20 protein-coding genes are annotated in these 16,350 nt (G+C 64.3%); 15 read left to right on the forward strand and 5 right to left on the reverse strand.

Features of this window, described 5'->3' with window-relative positions; genetic code table 11:
* Positions 1-18 precede the first annotated feature (18 nt).
* On the forward strand, positions 19-1,314 hold the full coding sequence (gene glyA / locus NS6_RS17470) for a serine hydroxymethyltransferase (protein ID WP_068043143.1): 1,296 nt from the start codon (positions 19-21) through the stop codon (positions 1,312-1,314).
* 82 nt (positions 1,315-1,396) lie between these two features.
* Positions 1,397-1,810: a limonene-1,2-epoxide hydrolase family protein gene (locus tag NS6_RS17475; RefSeq protein WP_068043145.1), complete on the forward strand. Its 414-nt coding sequence runs from the start codon at positions 1,397-1,399 to the stop codon at positions 1,808-1,810.
* Positions 1,811-1,999: 189 nt separating this feature from the next.
* On the opposite strand, the gene phoH2 is transcribed toward NS6_RS17475, so the two are convergent.
* Positions 2,000-3,349 (reverse strand): RNA 5'-3' helicase PhoH2, encoded by a 1,350-nt coding sequence (phoH2, locus tag NS6_RS17480; protein ID WP_068043147.1) that lies wholly within the window; start codon positions 3,347-3,349, stop codon positions 2,000-2,002.
* 570 nt (positions 3,350-3,919) lie between these two features.
* Positions 3,920-4,303 carry a DUF488 domain-containing protein gene (locus NS6_RS17485; protein ID WP_068043150.1) on the reverse strand — a complete coding sequence of 128 codons (384 nt, stop codon included), beginning with the start codon at positions 4,301-4,303 and terminating at the stop codon, positions 3,920-3,922.
* Positions 4,304-4,408: 105 nt separating this feature from the next.
* Here NS6_RS17485 and NS6_RS17490 point away from each other — a divergent pair, with 105 nt between their 5' ends.
* The gene (locus NS6_RS17490) at positions 4,409-4,681 is read left to right on the forward strand and encodes a hypothetical protein (RefSeq protein ID WP_068043152.1); all 273 of its coding nucleotides are present in this window, start codon (positions 4,409-4,411) and stop codon (positions 4,679-4,681) included.
* Positions 4,682-4,689: 8 nt separating this feature from the next.
* Here NS6_RS17490 and NS6_RS36240 read toward each other — a convergent pair whose 3' ends face one another.
* The 3 genes from NS6_RS36240 to adh form a co-directional block, all read right to left on the reverse strand.
* Positions 4,690-4,821, reverse strand: a complete 132-nt coding sequence (locus tag NS6_RS36240; RefSeq protein WP_281211421.1) for a hypothetical protein — start codon at positions 4,819-4,821, stop codon at positions 4,690-4,692.
* 67 nt (positions 4,822-4,888) lie between these two features.
* A complete protein-coding gene (locus NS6_RS17495) occupies positions 4,889-5,290 on the reverse strand; it encodes a DUF779 domain-containing protein (protein ID WP_068043154.1) in 402 nt (133 codons plus the stop codon).
* Entirely contained in the window at positions 5,290-6,807 is a 1,518-nt protein-coding gene (adh, locus tag NS6_RS17500) for an aldehyde dehydrogenase (protein WP_068043156.1), read from the reverse strand. The genes NS6_RS17495 and adh overlap by 1 nt, the downstream gene beginning before the upstream one ends.
* Before the next feature lie 503 nt (positions 6,808-7,310).
* Between adh and NS6_RS35210 the strand changes: the two genes are divergently transcribed.
* The 12 genes from NS6_RS35210 (at position 7,311) to NS6_RS17555 (ending at position 16,149) form a co-directional block, all read left to right on the forward strand.
* Entirely contained in the window at positions 7,311-7,583 is a 273-nt protein-coding gene (locus NS6_RS35210; RefSeq protein WP_168443449.1) for a hypothetical protein, read from the forward strand.
* Entirely contained in the window at positions 7,580-8,209 is a 630-nt protein-coding gene (locus tag NS6_RS34015; protein ID WP_168443448.1) for a DUF3558 domain-containing protein, read from the forward strand. Before NS6_RS35210 ends, NS6_RS34015 begins: the two co-directional genes overlap by 4 nt.
* Positions 8,210-8,212: 3 nt before the next feature.
* Positions 8,213-9,577: a RodZ family helix-turn-helix domain-containing protein gene (locus tag NS6_RS17515; RefSeq protein WP_068043161.1), complete on the forward strand. Its 1,365-nt coding sequence runs from the start codon at positions 8,213-8,215 to the stop codon at positions 9,575-9,577.
* Positions 9,574-10,281: an ESX secretion-associated protein EspG gene (locus NS6_RS17520; protein ID WP_068043162.1), complete on the forward strand. Its 708-nt coding sequence runs from the start codon at positions 9,574-9,576 to the stop codon at positions 10,279-10,281. The genes NS6_RS17515 and NS6_RS17520 overlap by 4 nt, the downstream gene beginning before the upstream one ends.
* 381 nt (positions 10,282-10,662) lie before the next feature.
* Positions 10,663-11,571 (forward strand): helix-turn-helix domain-containing protein, encoded by a 909-nt coding sequence (locus tag NS6_RS17525; RefSeq protein WP_157112809.1) that lies wholly within the window; start codon positions 10,663-10,665, stop codon positions 11,569-11,571.
* A 22-nt stretch (positions 11,572-11,593) separates the two neighbouring features.
* Positions 11,594-11,755, forward strand: coding sequence for a DUF397 domain-containing protein (locus tag NS6_RS34020; protein ID WP_307647844.1), 162 nt, complete (start codon positions 11,594-11,596; stop codon positions 11,753-11,755).
* Positions 11,756-11,820: 65 nt separating this feature from the next.
* Complete coding sequence (locus tag NS6_RS17530) at positions 11,821-12,150, forward strand: ArsR/SmtB family transcription factor (protein WP_068043166.1); 330 nt, start codon at positions 11,821-11,823, stop codon at positions 12,148-12,150.
* The gene (locus NS6_RS17535; protein ID WP_371859348.1) at positions 12,147-12,857 is read left to right on the forward strand and encodes a cation efflux transmembrane domain-containing protein; all 711 of its coding nucleotides are present in this window, start codon (positions 12,147-12,149) and stop codon (positions 12,855-12,857) included. Before NS6_RS17530 ends, NS6_RS17535 begins: the two co-directional genes overlap by 4 nt.
* Positions 12,857-13,207: a DUF3703 domain-containing protein gene (locus NS6_RS17540; protein ID WP_068043169.1), complete on the forward strand. Its 351-nt coding sequence runs from the start codon at positions 12,857-12,859 to the stop codon at positions 13,205-13,207. The genes NS6_RS17535 and NS6_RS17540 overlap by 1 nt, the downstream gene beginning before the upstream one ends.
* 13 nt (positions 13,208-13,220) lie before the next feature.
* Positions 13,221-13,964: a hypothetical protein gene (locus tag NS6_RS17545; RefSeq protein ID WP_068043170.1), complete on the forward strand. Its 744-nt coding sequence runs from the start codon at positions 13,221-13,223 to the stop codon at positions 13,962-13,964.
* A gap of 253 nt (positions 13,965-14,217) precedes the next feature.
* Positions 14,218-15,159 (forward strand): hypothetical protein, encoded by a 942-nt coding sequence (locus NS6_RS17550; RefSeq protein WP_157112810.1) that lies wholly within the window; start codon positions 14,218-14,220, stop codon positions 15,157-15,159.
* 60 nt (positions 15,160-15,219) lie between these two features.
* Positions 15,220-16,149, forward strand: coding sequence for a hypothetical protein (locus tag NS6_RS17555; RefSeq protein ID WP_068043174.1), 930 nt, complete (start codon positions 15,220-15,222; stop codon positions 16,147-16,149).
* The last annotated feature ends 201 nt before the right edge of the window (positions 16,150-16,350 follow it).

Raw genomic sequence — 16,350 nt, forward strand, 5'->3', positions numbered from 1 at the left:
GGAACATACACTGGGCGCGTGACGCAGACGACCGCCTCTGTCAATACCCAGTCTCTCGGTGAGCTCGATCCGGAGCTCGCCGCCGCGATGGCGGGTGAGCTCGCGCGTGAACGCGACACCCTGGAGATGATCGCGTCGGAGAATTTCGTGCCGCGCGCGGTGCTGCAGGCGCAGGGCAGTGTGCTCACCAACAAGTACGCCGAGGGTTACCCCGGCCGCCGCTACTACGGTGGCTGCGAGCATGTCGATGTGGTGGAGAATCTGGCCCGCGAGCGCGCGAAGGCGCTGTTCGGTGCGGATTTCGCGAATGTGCAGCCGCATTCGGGGGCGCAGGCCAATGCCGCGGTGCTGATGTCGCTGATGGACCCGGGTGACCGGCTGCTCGGCCTGGACCTGGCGCACGGCGGCCATCTCACGCACGGTATGCGGCTGAACTTCTCCGGCAAGTTGTACGAAGTCCACTCCTATGGTGTGTCCAAAGAGGACCACCGCGTGGATATGGAAAACGTTCGGGCAATCGCCCGGGAGTCGCGGCCGAAGGTGATCGTGGCCGGCTGGTCGGCGTATCCGCGGCATCAGGATTTCGCGGCGTTCCGGGAGATCGCCGATGAGGTCGGCGCCTACCTGTGGGTGGATATGGCGCATTTCGCGGGGCTGGTCGCGGCCGGGCTGCATCCGTCGCCGGTGCCGTACGCCGATGTCGTTTCCTCCACCGTGCACAAGACGCTCGGCGGCCCGCGGTCCGGTCTGATCCTGGCCAAGCAGGATTACGCCAAGAAGCTGAACAGTTCGGTGTTCCCGGGCCAGCAGGGCGGCCCGCTCATGCATGTCATCGCGGCCAAGGCCGTGGCTTTCAAGATCGCGGGCACCGCGGAGTTCGCCGAACGCCAGCAGCGCACGATCTCGGGCGCCAAGATCCTCGCCGAACGCCTCACCGCCGCCGATGTCGCGAACAACGGGGTCAGCGTGCTCACCGGCGGTACGGATGTGCATCTGGTCCTGGTGGATCTGCGCAACTCCGATATCGACGGCCAGCAGGGTGAGGATCTGCTGCACGAGGTCGGTATCACGGTGAACCGGAACGCGGTCCCGTTCGACCCGCGCCCCCCGATGGTGACCTCCGGCCTGCGTATCGGCACGGCTGCCCTGGCCACTCGCGGTTTCGGTGATACCGAGTTCGCCGAGGTCGCCGATATCATCGGCACCGCCCTCGCCGGTGGCGCCGATCTGGATGCGCTGCGCGCCCGGGTGTCGAAACTGGCCCAGGACCTGCCGCTGTACCAGGGCCTGGAGGACTGGAACCTCCTGGGCTGATATCACCCGCGGTAGCTCGGCCGGGCCGGTATTCCGGCGCCGAGCACCGGCGGGTGGCGTGGCCCTGCTCTAGGCTCGTGAAATGGAAACCGAGTTGAACCAGGACGCGGTCACCACCGTCCGCGAATTCTTCACCGCGATGGAAGTCGGCGCGATCGGCGAAGCGCTGGAACTGGTGCATCCCGATATCGTCTGGAAGAACACCTCGCTACCGGATGTGCGGGGCGTGAAGCGGGTCGGCAAACTGTTGCGCGGGCTGGACCGGGAGCAGTTGGGGTTCTCCGCGCGGATGCACCATATCGCTGCGGACGGCGCCGTCGTACTCACCGATCGCACCGATATCCTGCGGTTCGGCCCCGTCGGTATCGAGTTCTGGGTGATGGGCACCTTCGAACTGGTGGACGGCCGGATCATCCTCTGGCACGACCACTTCAGCTGGGAGAACTTCCTACGCGGTACCGCGGTGGGACTGGTCAAGGCGGCGCTCGGCCGCTGAGCGCCACCATGGCCGGTCGTCATGGCTTCGCAACGGGAACAGCTATCGGCAGTCCCGTCGACAACGGCCGTTCGAGGGCGCCGTGGCGGCCCTCGAACGGCCTCGCCGGTTGGTTCGGCGGACGGCCGGCGCCGTACTTCGCGGACCTGTGCCGGTCCCGGAGTACGGCGCCGCCCGGCTATGCCTGTATCAGGCGCTCGGCGCGTACTCCTCCAGCATCTCGGTGACCAGGGCGGCGATGGGCGACCGCTCGCTGCGGGTCAGGGTGATATGCGCGAACAAGGGGTGGCCCTTGAGTTTTTCGATCACCGCAGCGACCCCGTCGTGCCGGCCCACTCGCAGGTTGTCGCGTTGCGCCACATCGTGGGTGAGTACCACCCGGGAACCGCTGCCCAACCGGCTCAGAACAGTGAGCAGCACATTACGTTCCAGCGATTGGGCTTCGTCCACGATCACGAACGAATCGTGCAGTGACCTGCCCCGAATATGGGTCAGTGGAAGGACTTCGAGCATCCCGCGGCTGAGGACCTCCTCCATCACCTCGCGGCTGGCCAGCCCGTCGAGCGTATCGAAAACGGCCTGCGCCCACGGGCCCATTTTCTCGTTCTCGCTACCGGGGAGATAGCCGAGTTCCTGTCCGCCTACCGCGTACAACGGCCGGAACACCACGACTTTGCGCTGAGCGCGCCGCTCCAGCACCGCTTCCAGGCCCGCCGTGAGTGCCAGCGCCGATTTACCGGTGCCGGCCCGGCCACCCAGCGAGACGATCCCGACGCTTTCGTCCAGCAGCAGATCCAGCGCGACCCGCTGTTCCGCGGAGCGTCCGTGCAGCCCGAATGCCTCCCGTTCCCGCACCAGCTGTACGCGTTTGTCCGCGGTGACCCGGCCGAGTGCGCTGGAATTGTTGCCCAGCAGCCGGATCCCGGTGTGGCAGGGCAGTTCGCGCGCCTCGTCGAGATCGACGACCGATTCGCTGTAGAGCTGGTCGACGATTTCGGACGCGGTGTCGATTTCGGCCATGCCGGACCAGCCGGAGGTCACCACGTCCTGGGCGTGATATCCCTCCGCGCGTAGACCTACCGCGCTGGCCTTCACCCGCATCGGGATGTCCTTGGACACCAGCACCACCTGGCGGCCGTCCGCGGCGAGGTTCAACGCGCAGGCCAGGATGCGGGAATCATTGCTCTCGGTGCGGAAACCGACCGGTAGCACCGTGGGATCGGTGTGGTTCAGTTCCACCTGCAATGTGCCGCCTTCGGTGCCGATCGGCAACGGCTCGTCCAACCGGTCGTGAGCCACCCGCAGATCGTCGAGCATGCGCAGGGCTTCACGGGCGAACCAGCCGAGTTCGTGGTGGTGCCGTTTACCTTCGAGTTCACTGATCACGACCAGCGGTAACACCACCTGATGTTCACCGAACCGGGTCACTGCCCAGGGGTCGGACAGCAGTACGGAGGTGTCGATGACGAAGGTCTTCAAACCTTTCTCAATGAAGCGAGAATTCGCCGAGGGGGCGGATACGGAGCGATTATCAGTCACGGTAGGCTCCTAGGGTCTGCGCGGCACCCACACAGACAGTCTCGCTGGGCCGGTCGGTCCGGATGGCTGCTGACGGGGTGCGTCAGCGGCCACGAGGGCCGGGTGCCGGCCCCCTCGTACTGAGTTTCTCAGTCACGGTCAGGACCTCCCGAGCGAGCCACATCGCGTGACCCGCCACTCCGAAGCTACCCCGTACCTACCCCTGCGCGCTCTAAGAAATGCGGGAGGGTTTGATGAATTCGGTGTGAACGCGGTCCGGAATCGGACTATTCGGGCAGGTCAGGCAGGTTATTCGCGAGTTCGTTCGGGTTCTCGTCGCCACCATGAGTCCGATATCCGGGTTCGCTCCGCGTTCGCCTCGGGCGACACTCGTGTGTGCTCGGCATCATCGAAGCCATGGGGCCGCCTCGGCATCCGCCGAGTCGCGCCGGCACGGAGACGCTGTCCGACCCGGACGGGGAAGCCGCGTACCGCGAGTGTCCGGCGCCCGCAACGGATCCGGGGCGTGACGGCGCGGCACCGCGATATTACGGCGCGTATGGTGCCCGATCCGTCCGCACCGCGGCCCGGCTATTCTCCCAGGGCCCGCATCAGTACGGGAATATGGCTCTTACCTGGGTCTTTGACCGCGGTGATGAGCGTGACCGGGGGATTGGTCCGCGCCAGGCCGCGCAACCGGACGAGAACCTCCCGGGCTGCCCGCCCCGCAAGCTCTTCGCGATACCGGTCCGCGAAATCGTCGCGGCGGCTCGCCGGGTCTTCGTGGAACCAGCGCCGCAGCTCGGTCGAGGGGGTGACGTCCTTGGCCCATTCGTCGATCCGGGCCGCGGATTTGGTCACTCCGCGCGGCCACAGCCGGTCGACCAGCACCCGGTAACCGTCATCCGGTTCCGGTGCCTCGTAGGCCCGTTTGACCTGGAAGCCGCTGGGGACGGGATAGATCTCGTCGGTCATCACACCATCGCATCATGGGCGCGGGCGGGTTCGGTAGCGCCACGCGGGACGAAGCTCCCGGCCGGAAACGCGGCCGGAGGCCACGGGCGGGATTAGAGTCGGCTTATGGGCGCGAACGAGGAGTTGGAAGGCCTGTCGTCGAAGGAACTGCACGATCGGGCGGTCAAGCTCGCGGTGCGGCACGGCGATATCCGTTTCCTCTGGCAGCTGCTCACCCGCATACCCGCCGCGGAGGCCACGGCGGGGCGGGCCGGGGAGAGCGAGGCGGATATCAAATGGGTGGTCCCGATGCTCGACGATTACGTCCATGCCGGTGACGGCGATCTCGCCGAGGCGCTGCGCGGGTTCTACCTGGAGTACCTGCGCGAGCATTCCTGACCGCGGAATCAGTCGCCGGGTCTGCCCTCGTAGGCGTCCCGCCCCGCGCGTACCTCGATGTTCTTCGTCGAGTACATCGCCTTCAGTACTCGCTCGCCCGCGGCCGGGTTGTTTTCCGCCGAGCAGCTGACGGACCGCATCGTCGTCGGTGGGCGCCCCCAGGACCCGTCCGGGCCCGTGCTGTCACCGGCCCGGACGAGGCCCGGGTCAATCGGGGGTCTCTGCTCCCGTCCTCGGCGGCGGCGCGGATTCCAGTCGCAGGAATTCCTCGTCGGTGAGCAGGCGGGAACGGATCAGGAATCGCACGCCCTCCGGCGCCTCGAGCGAGAACCCGCTACCTCGGCCGGGCACCACGTCCACTGTCAGATGAGTGTGTTTCCAGTACTCGTACTGGTCGGCGCTCATCCAGAACGGCGTATCCACGTCGATTTCCCCGAGCAGCACATCCTGCCCGCCGACCCGGAACTCGCCCCGCGGATAACACATGGGCGCGCTGCCGTCGCAGCAGCCGCCGGACTGGTGGAACATCACCGGGCCGTGCCGCTCGATCAACTCGTGCAGCAGGCGTGCCGCGGCCGCGGTGAGTTCCACCCGGTTCGGCTCCGGCATCAGAAGAATCCGAGCTTCTGGGCCGAGTAGCTCACCAGCAGGTTCTTGGTCTGCTGGTAGTGGTCCAGCATCCGGGCATGGTTTTCCCGGCCGATCCCGGACTTCTTGTAGCCGCCGAACGCCGCGTGCGCCGGATAGGCGTGGTAGCAGTTCGTCCACACCCGGCCCGCCTTGATACCGCGGCCGAGACGGTAGGCGGTGTTGGCGTCTCGGGTCCATACCCCGGCACCCAGCCCGTACAGGGTGTCGTTGGCCAGTTTCAGGGCCTCCTCGGTGGAATCGAAGGTGGCGACCGAGACGACCGGGCCGAAGATCTCCTCCTGGAAGATCCGCATATCGTTGCTGCCCTTGAAAATCGTCGGCTCCACGTAGAAACCGTTCGGGTAGCCGTCGACCGTGCGCGCGTTACCGCCGGTCAAGATCTCGGCGCCTTCCTGCCGGCCGATATCGATATAGGACATGATCTTCTCGAACTGATCGTTACTCGCCTGCGCGCCGATCATGGTGGCATCGTCCAGAGGGGTGCCGCTGACGATCGCCTTCGTCCGTTCCACACACCGGGCCATGAATTCGTCGTAGATCGACGAATGGATGAGCGCGCGGGACGGACAGGTGCAGACCTCGCCCTGATTCAGCGCAAACATCACGAAACCCTCGACCGCCTTGTCCAGGAAATCGTCATCTGCTGCCATCACATCGGGCAGGAAGATATTCGGGCTCTTACCGCCGAGCTCCAGCGTCACCGGGATGATGTTCTCGCTGGCGTACTGCATGATCAACCGCCCGGTGGTGGTCTCCCCGGTGAACGCCACCTTCGCCACCCGCGGGCTCGACGCCAGCGGTTTACCGGTCTCCACCCCGAACCCGTTCACCACATTCAGCACACCGGGCGGCAACAGATCGGCGATCAATTCGACCACCTTCAGGATCGACGCCGGCGTCTGCTCCGCCGGTTTCAGTACCACCGCATTACCCGCCGCCAGCGCAGGCGCCAGCTTCCAGGTGGCCATCAGAATCGGGAAATTCCACGGAATGATCTGCCCGACAACCCCGAGCGGCTCATGGAAGTGATACGCCACGGTATCGGCATCGATCTCACTGATCCCGCCCTCCTGGGCCCGGATCGCGCCGGCGAAATAGCGGAAATGATCGACCGCCAGCGGCAGATCGGCCGCCTTGGTCTCGCGGACCGGTTTCCCGTTCTCCCAGGTCTCCGCGACGGCCAGGGCCTCGAGATTGTCCTCGATCCGGTCGGCGATCTTGTTGAGGATATTCGCCCGTTCGGTCGCGGAGGTCGCGCCCCAGCCGTCGGTGGCGGCATGCGCGGCATCCAGCGCCAATTCGACATCGGGGGCGGTGGAACGTGCTACCTCACAAAAGGTTTCGCCGTCGACCGGAGACGGATTGTCGAAATACCTCCCTTCGACAGGCGCGGTCCATTCACCACCGATGAAATTGTCGTATCGATTCGCATAGCTGACGATGCTGCCGTCGGCACCGGGCTTGGCGTAGGTCATGACGAGCTCCTCGTTCGACTCGGACGCAGTGATACGCGCCGGGTTGATGTGGTGATGTACCTCACTATGCCGCTCTTGGGGGCGGGGTGCACGGGGTTCCTACGGAATGGGCGGTCGGCGGGTCGGGGCCGTGAGCCGTCCCAGTTGGGATGGCCGGAATCCGGGTCTCCCGGGGAGTCGGACGCTGCTGGGCCGGGCGCCCCTCGGCTGTGCTGGCAGACATCCGTGGTTACCCGGCTGTGAGGTTCGGACCCGACTTATCCAGTGCTCTCGGAAGGGCTTGAAGCACCCAGGTATAGCCGACTTGCCGGGCTAGAGCGGGTCCAGCGGGCAGACGAGGGAACCGCGGTGAGTCGGAGTGCGTCCAGTAGGGTGAGTGAAGTTTTACGAAGGGTGGGTCGAGCGCTATGGATGTGGGGCAGGGGACCGCGACCGCGTTGTATCAACAGGCGGTGTCGGGGACCTTCCGAATGGAGCGGGGGGCCGCAGAGCGATGTGCGGCCGTGTACACGCGCTTGGTCGACACTTGTCTGGAGCAGCAGCTCTTGGATGCCAAGCGGTTGCACCAAGTATCTGGCTTCGGCGGATTCGTCTCGGCGCAGGAACTTCAAGCAGGGTTCGCGGCGAAAGGTGCGTCTGTGACCGATGCGCTTCTGGGCATAAAGGAAGCCGCGTTGCGAATGGCCGCAGCCTACCTCCAGGCCGGCGGTGCGTTCGAGGAAGCAGATGCGCTGAATGGTCGCGCACTGAACGTTGCAGGAGAGGCTGTGCAATGAGTTCTCGAAAATTCTTGGCTGTCGTTGCCGCGACGGGAGCTCTCGCGGCCCTTCCGGCTTGTTCCAGCCTCGAAGACCCAAGTCAGACGGATTCGGCCAGGTCTGCATCAACTGTGGTTTCGCAAACCAGCTCGGCGCGGCCGACATTGACAGAGTCGCGATTGCAGCCGCCGCCGCTACAGAACGAGTACACGACGCAGGATCGACCAGAAGTGGTGTTCGACCCCTGCACATGGATCAGTGATGACGCTGTCAGTAACGCAGGGTTCGATCCGACCTCCCGCCGCCGAGGTGACGACATCGTGGCGGAGTACACGTTTCTGACATGTGACTTCGATGGTGAACTTCGCGATCTCTCGATCAATTCCGGCAATGTGACCTGGGAAGAAGATCAGCAGAAGAACGGCGCACACAGTGAGCCATTGACGGTCAACGGCCGGGAAGCACTACTGGTGCAAGATCCACAGCTCAAGAGTGTTTGCAGTATTCATGTGCGGACCAGGGTCGGCATTGTCATGTTCAGTTCATCGCGAACCGATGACGGGGTAATGGCGGGAGTGCAAGGCTGCGAAGGCGTTCTGGAGATCGCGACGGCTCTGGAGCCGGAAATAGGGGCGGAGAACTGATCGATGAGCGATGAGGACTATCCCGGCGGGATCGGGGCGACCGGGCCGGGACTGAGTATCGACCCCGGATCTGTGGAGGATCGGCTCGCGAGCCAGACAAGTCTTTCCGGTGCGCAACATTTCGGTTCGCAGCTGTCCCATGATGGGCAGGACCCGGCCTATATCACTCAGATGGAGCTTTTCGAGGGACTCTCGCACGAAGAGATCTATGCGAAGGTCAGCGAGATGACGCCCGGCGTCATGCATACAGTCGCCGATGCCTATAAATCCGTGGCGAATTCTCTGGGCGGTGCGCTGTTCGGCTCCTTGCTGTCTATTCAGCGTGAGCTCTCGGACGGTATGGCAGGCGAATTCGCGGATGCGGCGAACCAAGCCTCGCGGAGGTTCTTCGACCAGGCAACCGATGTGCAGGAGGTCATCAACGCCGTCGGTATGCGGATCCATGCGGCCGCGTACGGCGCGGAGGTGGTGAAGAAGTCCGTACCGCCACCGCCTACCCAGGGGACGGTCCCCGGCGGTACTGCCGTGACCACGTCCGTGAACAACCCTTTCCAGGTTGCGGAGACCGTGGTCGGTGCGGCCGATCCGGCGGCCCAAGCCGCGTTCGACGCCTACAAGGAAGACCAGCGGCTGGCCGCCGTCGAAGTGATGAATACGGCTTACAAGCCCACGTATCAGCCCGCGGGCGAGGGTGTGCCGACATTTGTCCCGGTTCAGATGCCGGGCGATCAGCCCGGTCCGGCAGGACCGAACGGGACGACCTCCAACGGACCCGGCGGCACCACCTCCGGGCCCGGTACGCAGGCGCCCGACGGTGAGAATCCGGGCCAGGACGAACCCGGTGAGCAGCCGCAGGAAACCCCCGGTTCGACGGAGGAACCCCAGGCGACCACGGCGAGCGGCACCGAGAATCCCACCACGCAACAGCCGGGTACCACCGCGGGCAGCCCGGCCGGTGATCCACCGCGGACCACGTCCTCGGCCACCACACCCGGTTCGCCCGGCGTGCCCTCCGGAACTCCCGGTTCGCCCGGGATGCCCGGCGGTGCGCCGCCGCAGAACCAGGCGCCGGGCAAAACCGTTCCAGGAGCTCCCGGCGGCGCACCGAACGTCCCGGCCGGCGGGCCTGCGGCAGCGGCAGCCGCCGCGGGGAGCAGCCGGGGCATGTCGGGTATGCCCGGGATGATGGGTGGTGGTGGTGCAGGTGCCAAGCGGGGTGAGGACGACGAGGAGCACAAGGTGCCCGATTACCTGATCCATGATCGCGAGGAAGAGTTGTTCGGTGCCCGGCCCCGACTGTTGGACGGTGTGCTGGGCGGCGATGCCCCTGCCGCGCAGCCGTCCGACGATCGTGGAGACCGTCGGTGAAATGGGAGTTCACGCCGGACGAGTTCATGCACGTCTGGAAGGAGACGGGTAAGGACCGCTATCCGTATCCGCTGGAGGTGCGTTCGTCGGTGCGGTGGGAGGACGAATTCCAGCGGTTGGCGGCGCGGATCGAAACCGAATACCCGCGTGGCGCCGACCCCGATCTCACCGCCGCGTTGCGGGTGGCAGCGGATCCCGAAGCCACGCTCACCCTTTCGGGTAGCCGTCGCCGCCGGATTCGCGCCTACGGTGCCTTCGCGGGCACCGCCGGTGTCACGATGGTGCAGTTTCCGGGCACCGAAACCGATTTCGACGGCAAGTTCGTGATACAGATCGGGACGACGGCGATCGTCCCGCGAATTTTTTTGCAGATCCTCGGCGAACTGCCCAAGGGCACCCGGCCGCCGCTGGTGGAGAGTATCGATCGGCTGCGCGACACCTACGAGATCTGGAACGGCGGCAAACCGCAGCCCGCGGACCATATGCGCCGGATGCTGAAAGCGCCCCGCGCGGGCTCGGGCTTTTTGCAGGCGTGCCACCGGCTGCGTGATCCGCAGCCACCGGAACCGCGCTATCTCAGCTGGTTCGATATCGCCGACGACGGCCGGTACGTCTATCGGCACCGCTACCAGGACTTCCATATCGACCCGATTTCGCACGACGAAATGAAACGTGCACTCACTCGAATGATCGCCCCGTTCTGATCCGCGCCCGTCCCCGCTGTTCCCACGGCAGCGGGGACGGGACGCGCTTCTGCTCGGCCCTCTCGGTGGCGCAGAAGTGCAATCGCCCACCATCTTTCACTCCTCGGGTTAGTCTTGGCCTACGCCCGGCGCAGGATCCGGCGGGGGCACATGGACAGTGCCGGACCTTCCCACAACTTTTCGGTGTTGCAGTGGGGACATTTCGTGAAGGTGAGTCACGGAACGTCCCGCGCGGGGCGTATCTCCAGTAGATAGGACAGGCGCGCCGTTGCGCTGCCTCAGCACTGGGGGAATGTCGTGGTAGAGCGGAATTTCCACCACGGCGCCTTCCATATCGAGACAATCCAGTTAGCGAGGGTAACTATCGTGGGTAGTGGGTCCATGCTTCCCCGCCGCGCCTTGGGGCGTCAGCTGCGCAAGATGCGCCTGCGTCAGGGGATCACACAGTCCGGTGCCGCGCGGGTCGCGGAGATATCACCGCAGTCCTACGGACGGCTGGAGGACGGTCGCACGACCAAGGTGACGGATCTGGCGATGAACGCGCTGTGCAACGCATTTTCCAGCACGGATGAGGAGCGGTTGATCGTTCTTGACCTTGCGCAGGCCGTCAGGAAGCCGGCTGGGTTCGAGGGCGGTTGGTGGCTATCGCACAGGGCTACGATTACAAAGAACTTCAGCGACTTCGTTACGCTGGAAGAATCTGCGACACATATTTTTTCGTGGGAGACGTGCATAGTTCCCGGCTTGTTGCAGACCAGGGAGTATCGCCGGGCATTACTGTGGGCGGAGTTCCCCGAGATGCCCTCGCATCAAGTGGAATCGATTCTGGATGCCGTTGTTCGACGGCAAGAGTTGTTGAACAAGGCGGATTTTCACTTCGAGGGCTTAATCGCCGAGTCTGTACTAACCACCGTGATAGGCGGCCCAGCCGTCCTCGCGGGCCAGCTTTCGCACTTGCTGGCGGTCTCTCGTCGGTCGAGCGTGACCATGCGTGTTGTCGGCCGGAGCGCCAACGATCAGGTCGGCATGGTCACCGGACCGTTCGTACTGTTCGATCTGCCTCCAATGCCCACATCACGGCTACGCCAAGCGCCGGTAGTGTACATGGAAGGCCACTTCGGCAGGATCTACCTCGACGACGTATCGGAGGTCGCCGAGTACGCGCGCGTAAGGGAAAGGCTCCGGCGGACTGCGTATTCGGAGAAGGATTCTGGTGAGCTGGTTCTGGCAGCATTGAAGGAGTGGGACAATGAAGAACCTATCAACTGTCCAGTGGATAAAAAGCAGTAGAAGTCAAGGCGACGGCAACTGTGTGGAGGTCGCGTTCTTGGCTGATTCGATGATCTGGGTGCGCGATTCCAAGAACCCGACCGGCCCGGCCCTGATCTTCGGTACTGAGGAATGGGACGGCTTCCTTGCCGGACTGACGGGCGCTGGGTTCGGCGCAGCACCTGATCCAAGCCCTCCGATGTGATCAATAGTCAAGTCAATCTGTGTACAGGGTTTTCTGTATACAGATACTGGTGTACTGTCCGGGGTGTGGAGACCGCAGTACACACCGATGCCCTGTCGCGGTTCGGGCACGCCCTGTCCGACCCGACCCGCACGCGAATCCTGTTGAGCCTTCGGCAGGCTCCCGGCTACCCGTCGGAGCTGGCCGAGCAGATCGGGGTGACCCGCCAGATTCTGTCCAACCACCTCGCGTGCCTGCGTGGGTGCGGGCTGGTCGTCGCGGTGCCCGAGGGCCGGCGGGCCCGCTACGAGCTCGCCGATCCTCGGATTGCTGCGGCGCTGCAGGACCTGCTCGGGTTGGTGCTGGCGGTTGATCCGGCATGCTGTCCGGAAGCCGAGGCCGAAGGCTGCTGCTGATGGGCTCGCTCGGGATGCCCGCCCCGCCGTCTGCGGTGGATCCCGGCCCGGATCCGGGCCGGAAGGTGGTGTTGGCGCGGCGGATCCGCTGGTTCGTCGCAGCGACCATCACCTACAACGTCATCGAGGCGATCATCGCGCTGACCGAGGGCACCCGCGTCTCGTCGACGGCGTTGATCGGGTTCGGCCTGGATTCGGTGATCGAGGTGTCCTCCGCGGCCGCGGTCGCGTGGCAGTTCGCCGGCCGCGACCCCGCGAAGCGGGAGAAGGTCGCGCTGCGGATCATCGCATTCTCCTTCTTCGCCCTCGCCGCCTACGTCGCCGTCGACTCCCTCCGCGCGTTGTTCGGGCTCGGCGAAGCCCAGCACTCGCCGATCGGGATCGGCTTGGCCGCCACGAGCCTGGCGGTCATGCCGGTGCTGTCCTGGGCACAACGCCGGGCCGGCCGTGAACTCGGGTCGGCCTCCGCGGTGGCCGATTCGAAACAGACCCTGCTGTGCACCTACCTTTCGGCGGTACTGCTGGTGGGGCTGCTGCTCAACAGTCTGTTCGGGTGGTCGTGGGCCGACCCGATCGCCGCCTTGGTCATCGCCGCGATCGCAGTGAAAGAGGGCCGCAACGCCTGGAAGGGCGAGACCTGCTGCCCCACCCCGACCACCGGTTCCTCCTGCAACTGTTGCGATCATCGCGCTGGAAAGGATCACTGATGTCCCGACTTCCCGAACCCGCCCGCATCCGCTACCGCCAGGAGATGACAGCGGCGCGAGCAGCTGTCACAGATGCGGCGCGGTGGGCGCACCTGGAGCGCGCGCACATCCTGTCGCAACCGGATCCGTGGCTGCACACCGGCAACCACCTCGCCATGTTCGGTCTCGCGGTGCGGCAACGTGATCGGCGCGAAGCGTTCGGCCAGGTCGTGCGGATCATCGCCGCCGCGCCGGCCTCCCTGGCCGGCCGCTACCCCGAGGGCAACACCGGTCGCGCCCGGGTCGGACTGCGGCAGCCGATGCCGACACCACCGGACCTGGCCGCCCTACTGAACCCGACCGCCGCCTGAGCCGAGGAGCGAAATGAACATGCGACGACGCACTGTCGTGCGCGCAACCGGTATCGCAGGAATCGCCGCCGCCGCCGCATACACGGTCAGCGATGTGCTGCTGCTCGGCCGCCGCACGGACCCCGAGCAACACCCCGCGCTGCGCGGGCTCGAACAGGTCGACAAACCCCTGATGCCGCTGCTGTCGATGGTGCCTGCCTCCACAAGACAGCTCGCCACAGGTGCTCTGCTCGGGGTTTACGCCACACCGTTCTACCTCGCCGCCGCCTGGCACATTCACCACGGCCTGGCCCCGGCCGGCCCCCGCCGCGCGTTGCCGCCCGCACTACTGCTGGCCGCCGGACTGGCCTTGACCTCATTCGCCCACGGCTCGTTCTTCCCTATCGGACGGGCCTACCAAGACCTCGAAGTTCTCGACGGCGATCCCGTGGTCCGGCAACGACTACTCGCCACGGCCAAGGTATTCGAGCAGGCCACCGTCAGCGCCTACATCCCACTCGGCGCGACGACCGCGGCGGCGTCCGTACTCATCCTCGACACCATCCGCCGCGGTGAGACCGCCTACCCCCGCTGGTCGGCACCGGTGATCGCACCGCTGATCCCGATTACCGCAGCCACTGCCCTCACCGCAACCAGGATCCTGCCCGGCAGAGCCCGCTACGCCCTGCACGGCGCGGGCGTGAACCTCGGCACCCTGGTCAGCCTCACGGCCAGCACCCTCCTTCTCTGGCGCAACCGGAAAGCTGGAACCGCCTGATCGGGCGGTGATGCGCCGAACGCTTTGGCCGCTCCTTGGACCCATTGGAAAACGGACGTAAGGCAATGACAGCCGCATCCACCTTCGACCGTGATGAACGACGGTGTGAAAATGGGCTGGAAGGCGTAGCGAACAGCGCAAAGCAATCGGTACGGCGGTACCAGTGCCCGGTGTGGATACTGCCGCGGGATTCGTCATCGGTGCCGGCGTAGCCGTTGGTGGGCGTACTTGACCTCCAAGGGGATCCAAAAATATGGTAATAAAGGACGGCGTTTTTCCGGAAATCGACTGGATCGAGGGTTGGCCGAAGGATCGATCGAAGTCTGCGGTGATCGTGCCGGTTGCTTTTACGATCATCTTTTCGGCGCTTGCCGTAACGCCGATCCTGGGTGCGCCGTGGAGTGCCGGGCCGGTGGTGTTCCTCGGGGCAAGCGGTGGGGTCCTGGCCTTCCTCGGGCTGGCGTATTTCTTCGGTTCTCTGTTGCTCGAATATTTTCCGCGCCGGAATGCGGGCATCACGCCGTTTGACGACGATACATACGGTCGGGGTATCCGGTTGGATGTCGACCGCCGTGAGCTGACGCGACTCCTGCCGACTCTGGCTGGAATGTCGGTGTACGGGTTCTGTGGATGGTTGGATTGGCGGGCGGGTGGAGATGCTCTCCTGCCGATGTCCAAATCTAATACCGGTGGCGCCGCGGCGGCCCTGATTTTTTCCGTTGTCCTAGGTGCTTCGGTGCTGTTCTTCGGCGCGCTCAGTAGGTGGTCGATTCAAGTCGGCATCCATCCTTTGGGGATTGTTCGACGTCTTTCTCTGCCGTTCGGGAAGACGAAGAACGAGTTCGTCTCCTGGGAGGATGTGGTCAGAATTGATTCAGGTGTGTTCTCGTCGGGAAAAGCGAAGAATCTGCCGATGTTGAAATTTCACCTTTCGGATTCGTCGACACCTCCGAAACATCGAATGTTCGATCAGCCGGGGATATTCGGCATTCCATTGCATATTTATAAATGCGATCCGAACTCGTTGTTTTCCATAGTCGTGTTCTTGCATGAACATACGGAGAGTAGGGGGGTGTTGACTGTTGCGGAAATTCCGCGATGGTTTCTTCGAGTCGAGCGGTCGGGTAAAGGGATGGATCGTTCCTCGGGGGCAGTTGAACAAGGGATATTTTCATTACGAAGGACTGACTGCTGAATCTGTGCTGTTGTTTGTTATCGGTGGGGCTACTGCCTACGGAACCTCCAAAGGGATTCAATGGATATGGTAGCGAAGGATGTAGATGACAATCGATTCCCCTACGTGGAATGGCGCGAGCACTGGCCGGTAGACCGCTCTGTCAGCGCTGCTGTAATCCCGCTGATCTTCGCACTGTTGTTTCTTGCGCTGGCGGCGCTTCTCTTCGGCATGGTCCCACTCGATGCCGGGTGGATTCCGGTTGCCGGTGCGGCCGGCGGAGGGCTCCTGATGCTCGGCGCGGTGGCCGCGTTCGTAGGCAAGTTGTCATGGCTGGTCCGGCGGCGCGATTCGGGCGTCAGGCACCATGTCGATACCGCACGCGGGCCCGGGATCCGGCTGGTCATCGGGCATTCCGATCAGATCGTCGGCTTGTGTGCCCTGGCGGGATGTGCGCTGTACGGACTGTGTGCGTGGCTGGATTGGAAAACCGGCGGTAGCTATTTGTTGCCCTTGTCCAAGTCGGATCAGGCCGGTGCCACCTGGATCCTGGTGCTCGCGTCGACGGCCGCAGTCATCGGTGTATTGCTGGCCATCGCATTCAGATGGATGATTACGGTGGAAATATATCCAGCCGGAGTGGCCAGAAAAACCGCGCTACCATTCGGGCGGAGCCGTGAGGAATTTATTCGATGGGACGACATATGCGTACTCAGGGCGGCATCGTTCGATACGTACAACTCGTCTCCGCCGATGATTGAGATCGAGTATTCGGATTCCGTTGTGCAGTCGCGGAACAAGCTTTTCGACAGGCCGGGTGTGCTGGGGCTGCCGATTCACCTGGTCCGATGCGATCTCAATTCACTGTTATCGATCATGGAGTATCTGAGAGACCATGGCCGGGCACGTTCACTTTTGGCTCATCCCGACGCTCCGCAGTGGTTTCTTCGAGTAGAGCGGAGTGGCCGGAAGGATCACCGGAGTCGAGGAAGAGAAGGTGGTGTGGGATGAGTGTGATGTCGAGTAGTTCAGCGGGCAATGTCAGCGCGAGAGCGCGGCGGTAGGCGGCGGAGTTCAGCACGAACGCGCGACGCCGAGCAGAGCAGAGCAGAGCAGCGTAGGTACCGCTGCCCAGACCTGCCCACTCTCTGTGGTTGTGTGAGTCGTGCCGGAAACCACTGTCGCTCAGTAGTTGTCGGTGGCGTTGGCTAC

Origin of the sequence: Nocardia speluncae NBRC 108251, from assembly GCF_001613245.1 — a bacterium.
Taxonomy (GTDB): Bacteria; Actinomycetota; Actinomycetes; order Mycobacteriales; family Mycobacteriaceae; genus Nocardia; species Nocardia speluncae.

Excerpts from the sequence above, each read along its gene's own strand:
- NS6_RS36240 (WP_281211421.1), bottom strand. The coding sequence starts at position 4,821 with ATGCGGTCCGTCAGCTGCTCGGCGGAAAACAACCCGGCCGCGGGCGAG.
- NS6_RS17545 (WP_068043170.1), top strand. The coding sequence starts at position 13,221 with ATGAACATGCGACGACGCACTGTCGTGCGCGCAACCGGTATCGCAGGA.
- NS6_RS17525 (WP_157112809.1), top strand. The coding sequence starts at position 10,663 with ATGCTTCCCCGCCGCGCCTTGGGGCGTCAGCTGCGCAAGATGCGCCTG.
- NS6_RS17490 (WP_068043152.1), top strand. The coding sequence starts at position 4,409 with ATGGGCGCGAACGAGGAGTTGGAAGGCCTGTCGTCGAAGGAACTGCAC.
- NS6_RS17495 (WP_068043154.1), bottom strand. The coding sequence starts at position 5,290 with ATGCCGGAGCCGAACCGGGTGGAACTCACCGCGGCCGCGGCACGCCTG.
- NS6_RS17475 (WP_068043145.1), top strand. The coding sequence starts at position 1,397 with ATGGAAACCGAGTTGAACCAGGACGCGGTCACCACCGTCCGCGAATTC.
- NS6_RS17540 (WP_068043169.1), top strand. The coding sequence starts at position 12,857 with ATGTCCCGACTTCCCGAACCCGCCCGCATCCGCTACCGCCAGGAGATG.
- NS6_RS17485 (WP_068043150.1), bottom strand. The coding sequence starts at position 4,303 with ATGACCGACGAGATCTATCCCGTCCCCAGCGGCTTCCAGGTCAAACGG.
- NS6_RS34015 (WP_168443448.1), top strand. The coding sequence starts at position 7,580 with ATGAGTTCTCGAAAATTCTTGGCTGTCGTTGCCGCGACGGGAGCTCTC.
- NS6_RS17550 (WP_157112810.1), top strand. The coding sequence starts at position 14,218 with ATGGTAATAAAGGACGGCGTTTTTCCGGAAATCGACTGGATCGAGGGT.
- NS6_RS17515 (WP_068043161.1), top strand. The coding sequence starts at position 8,213 with ATGAGCGATGAGGACTATCCCGGCGGGATCGGGGCGACCGGGCCGGGA.
- adh (WP_068043156.1), bottom strand. The coding sequence starts at position 6,807 with ATGACCTACGCCAAGCCCGGTGCCGACGGCAGCATCGTCAGCTATGCG.
- NS6_RS17555 (WP_068043174.1), top strand. The coding sequence starts at position 15,220 with ATGGATATGGTAGCGAAGGATGTAGATGACAATCGATTCCCCTACGTG.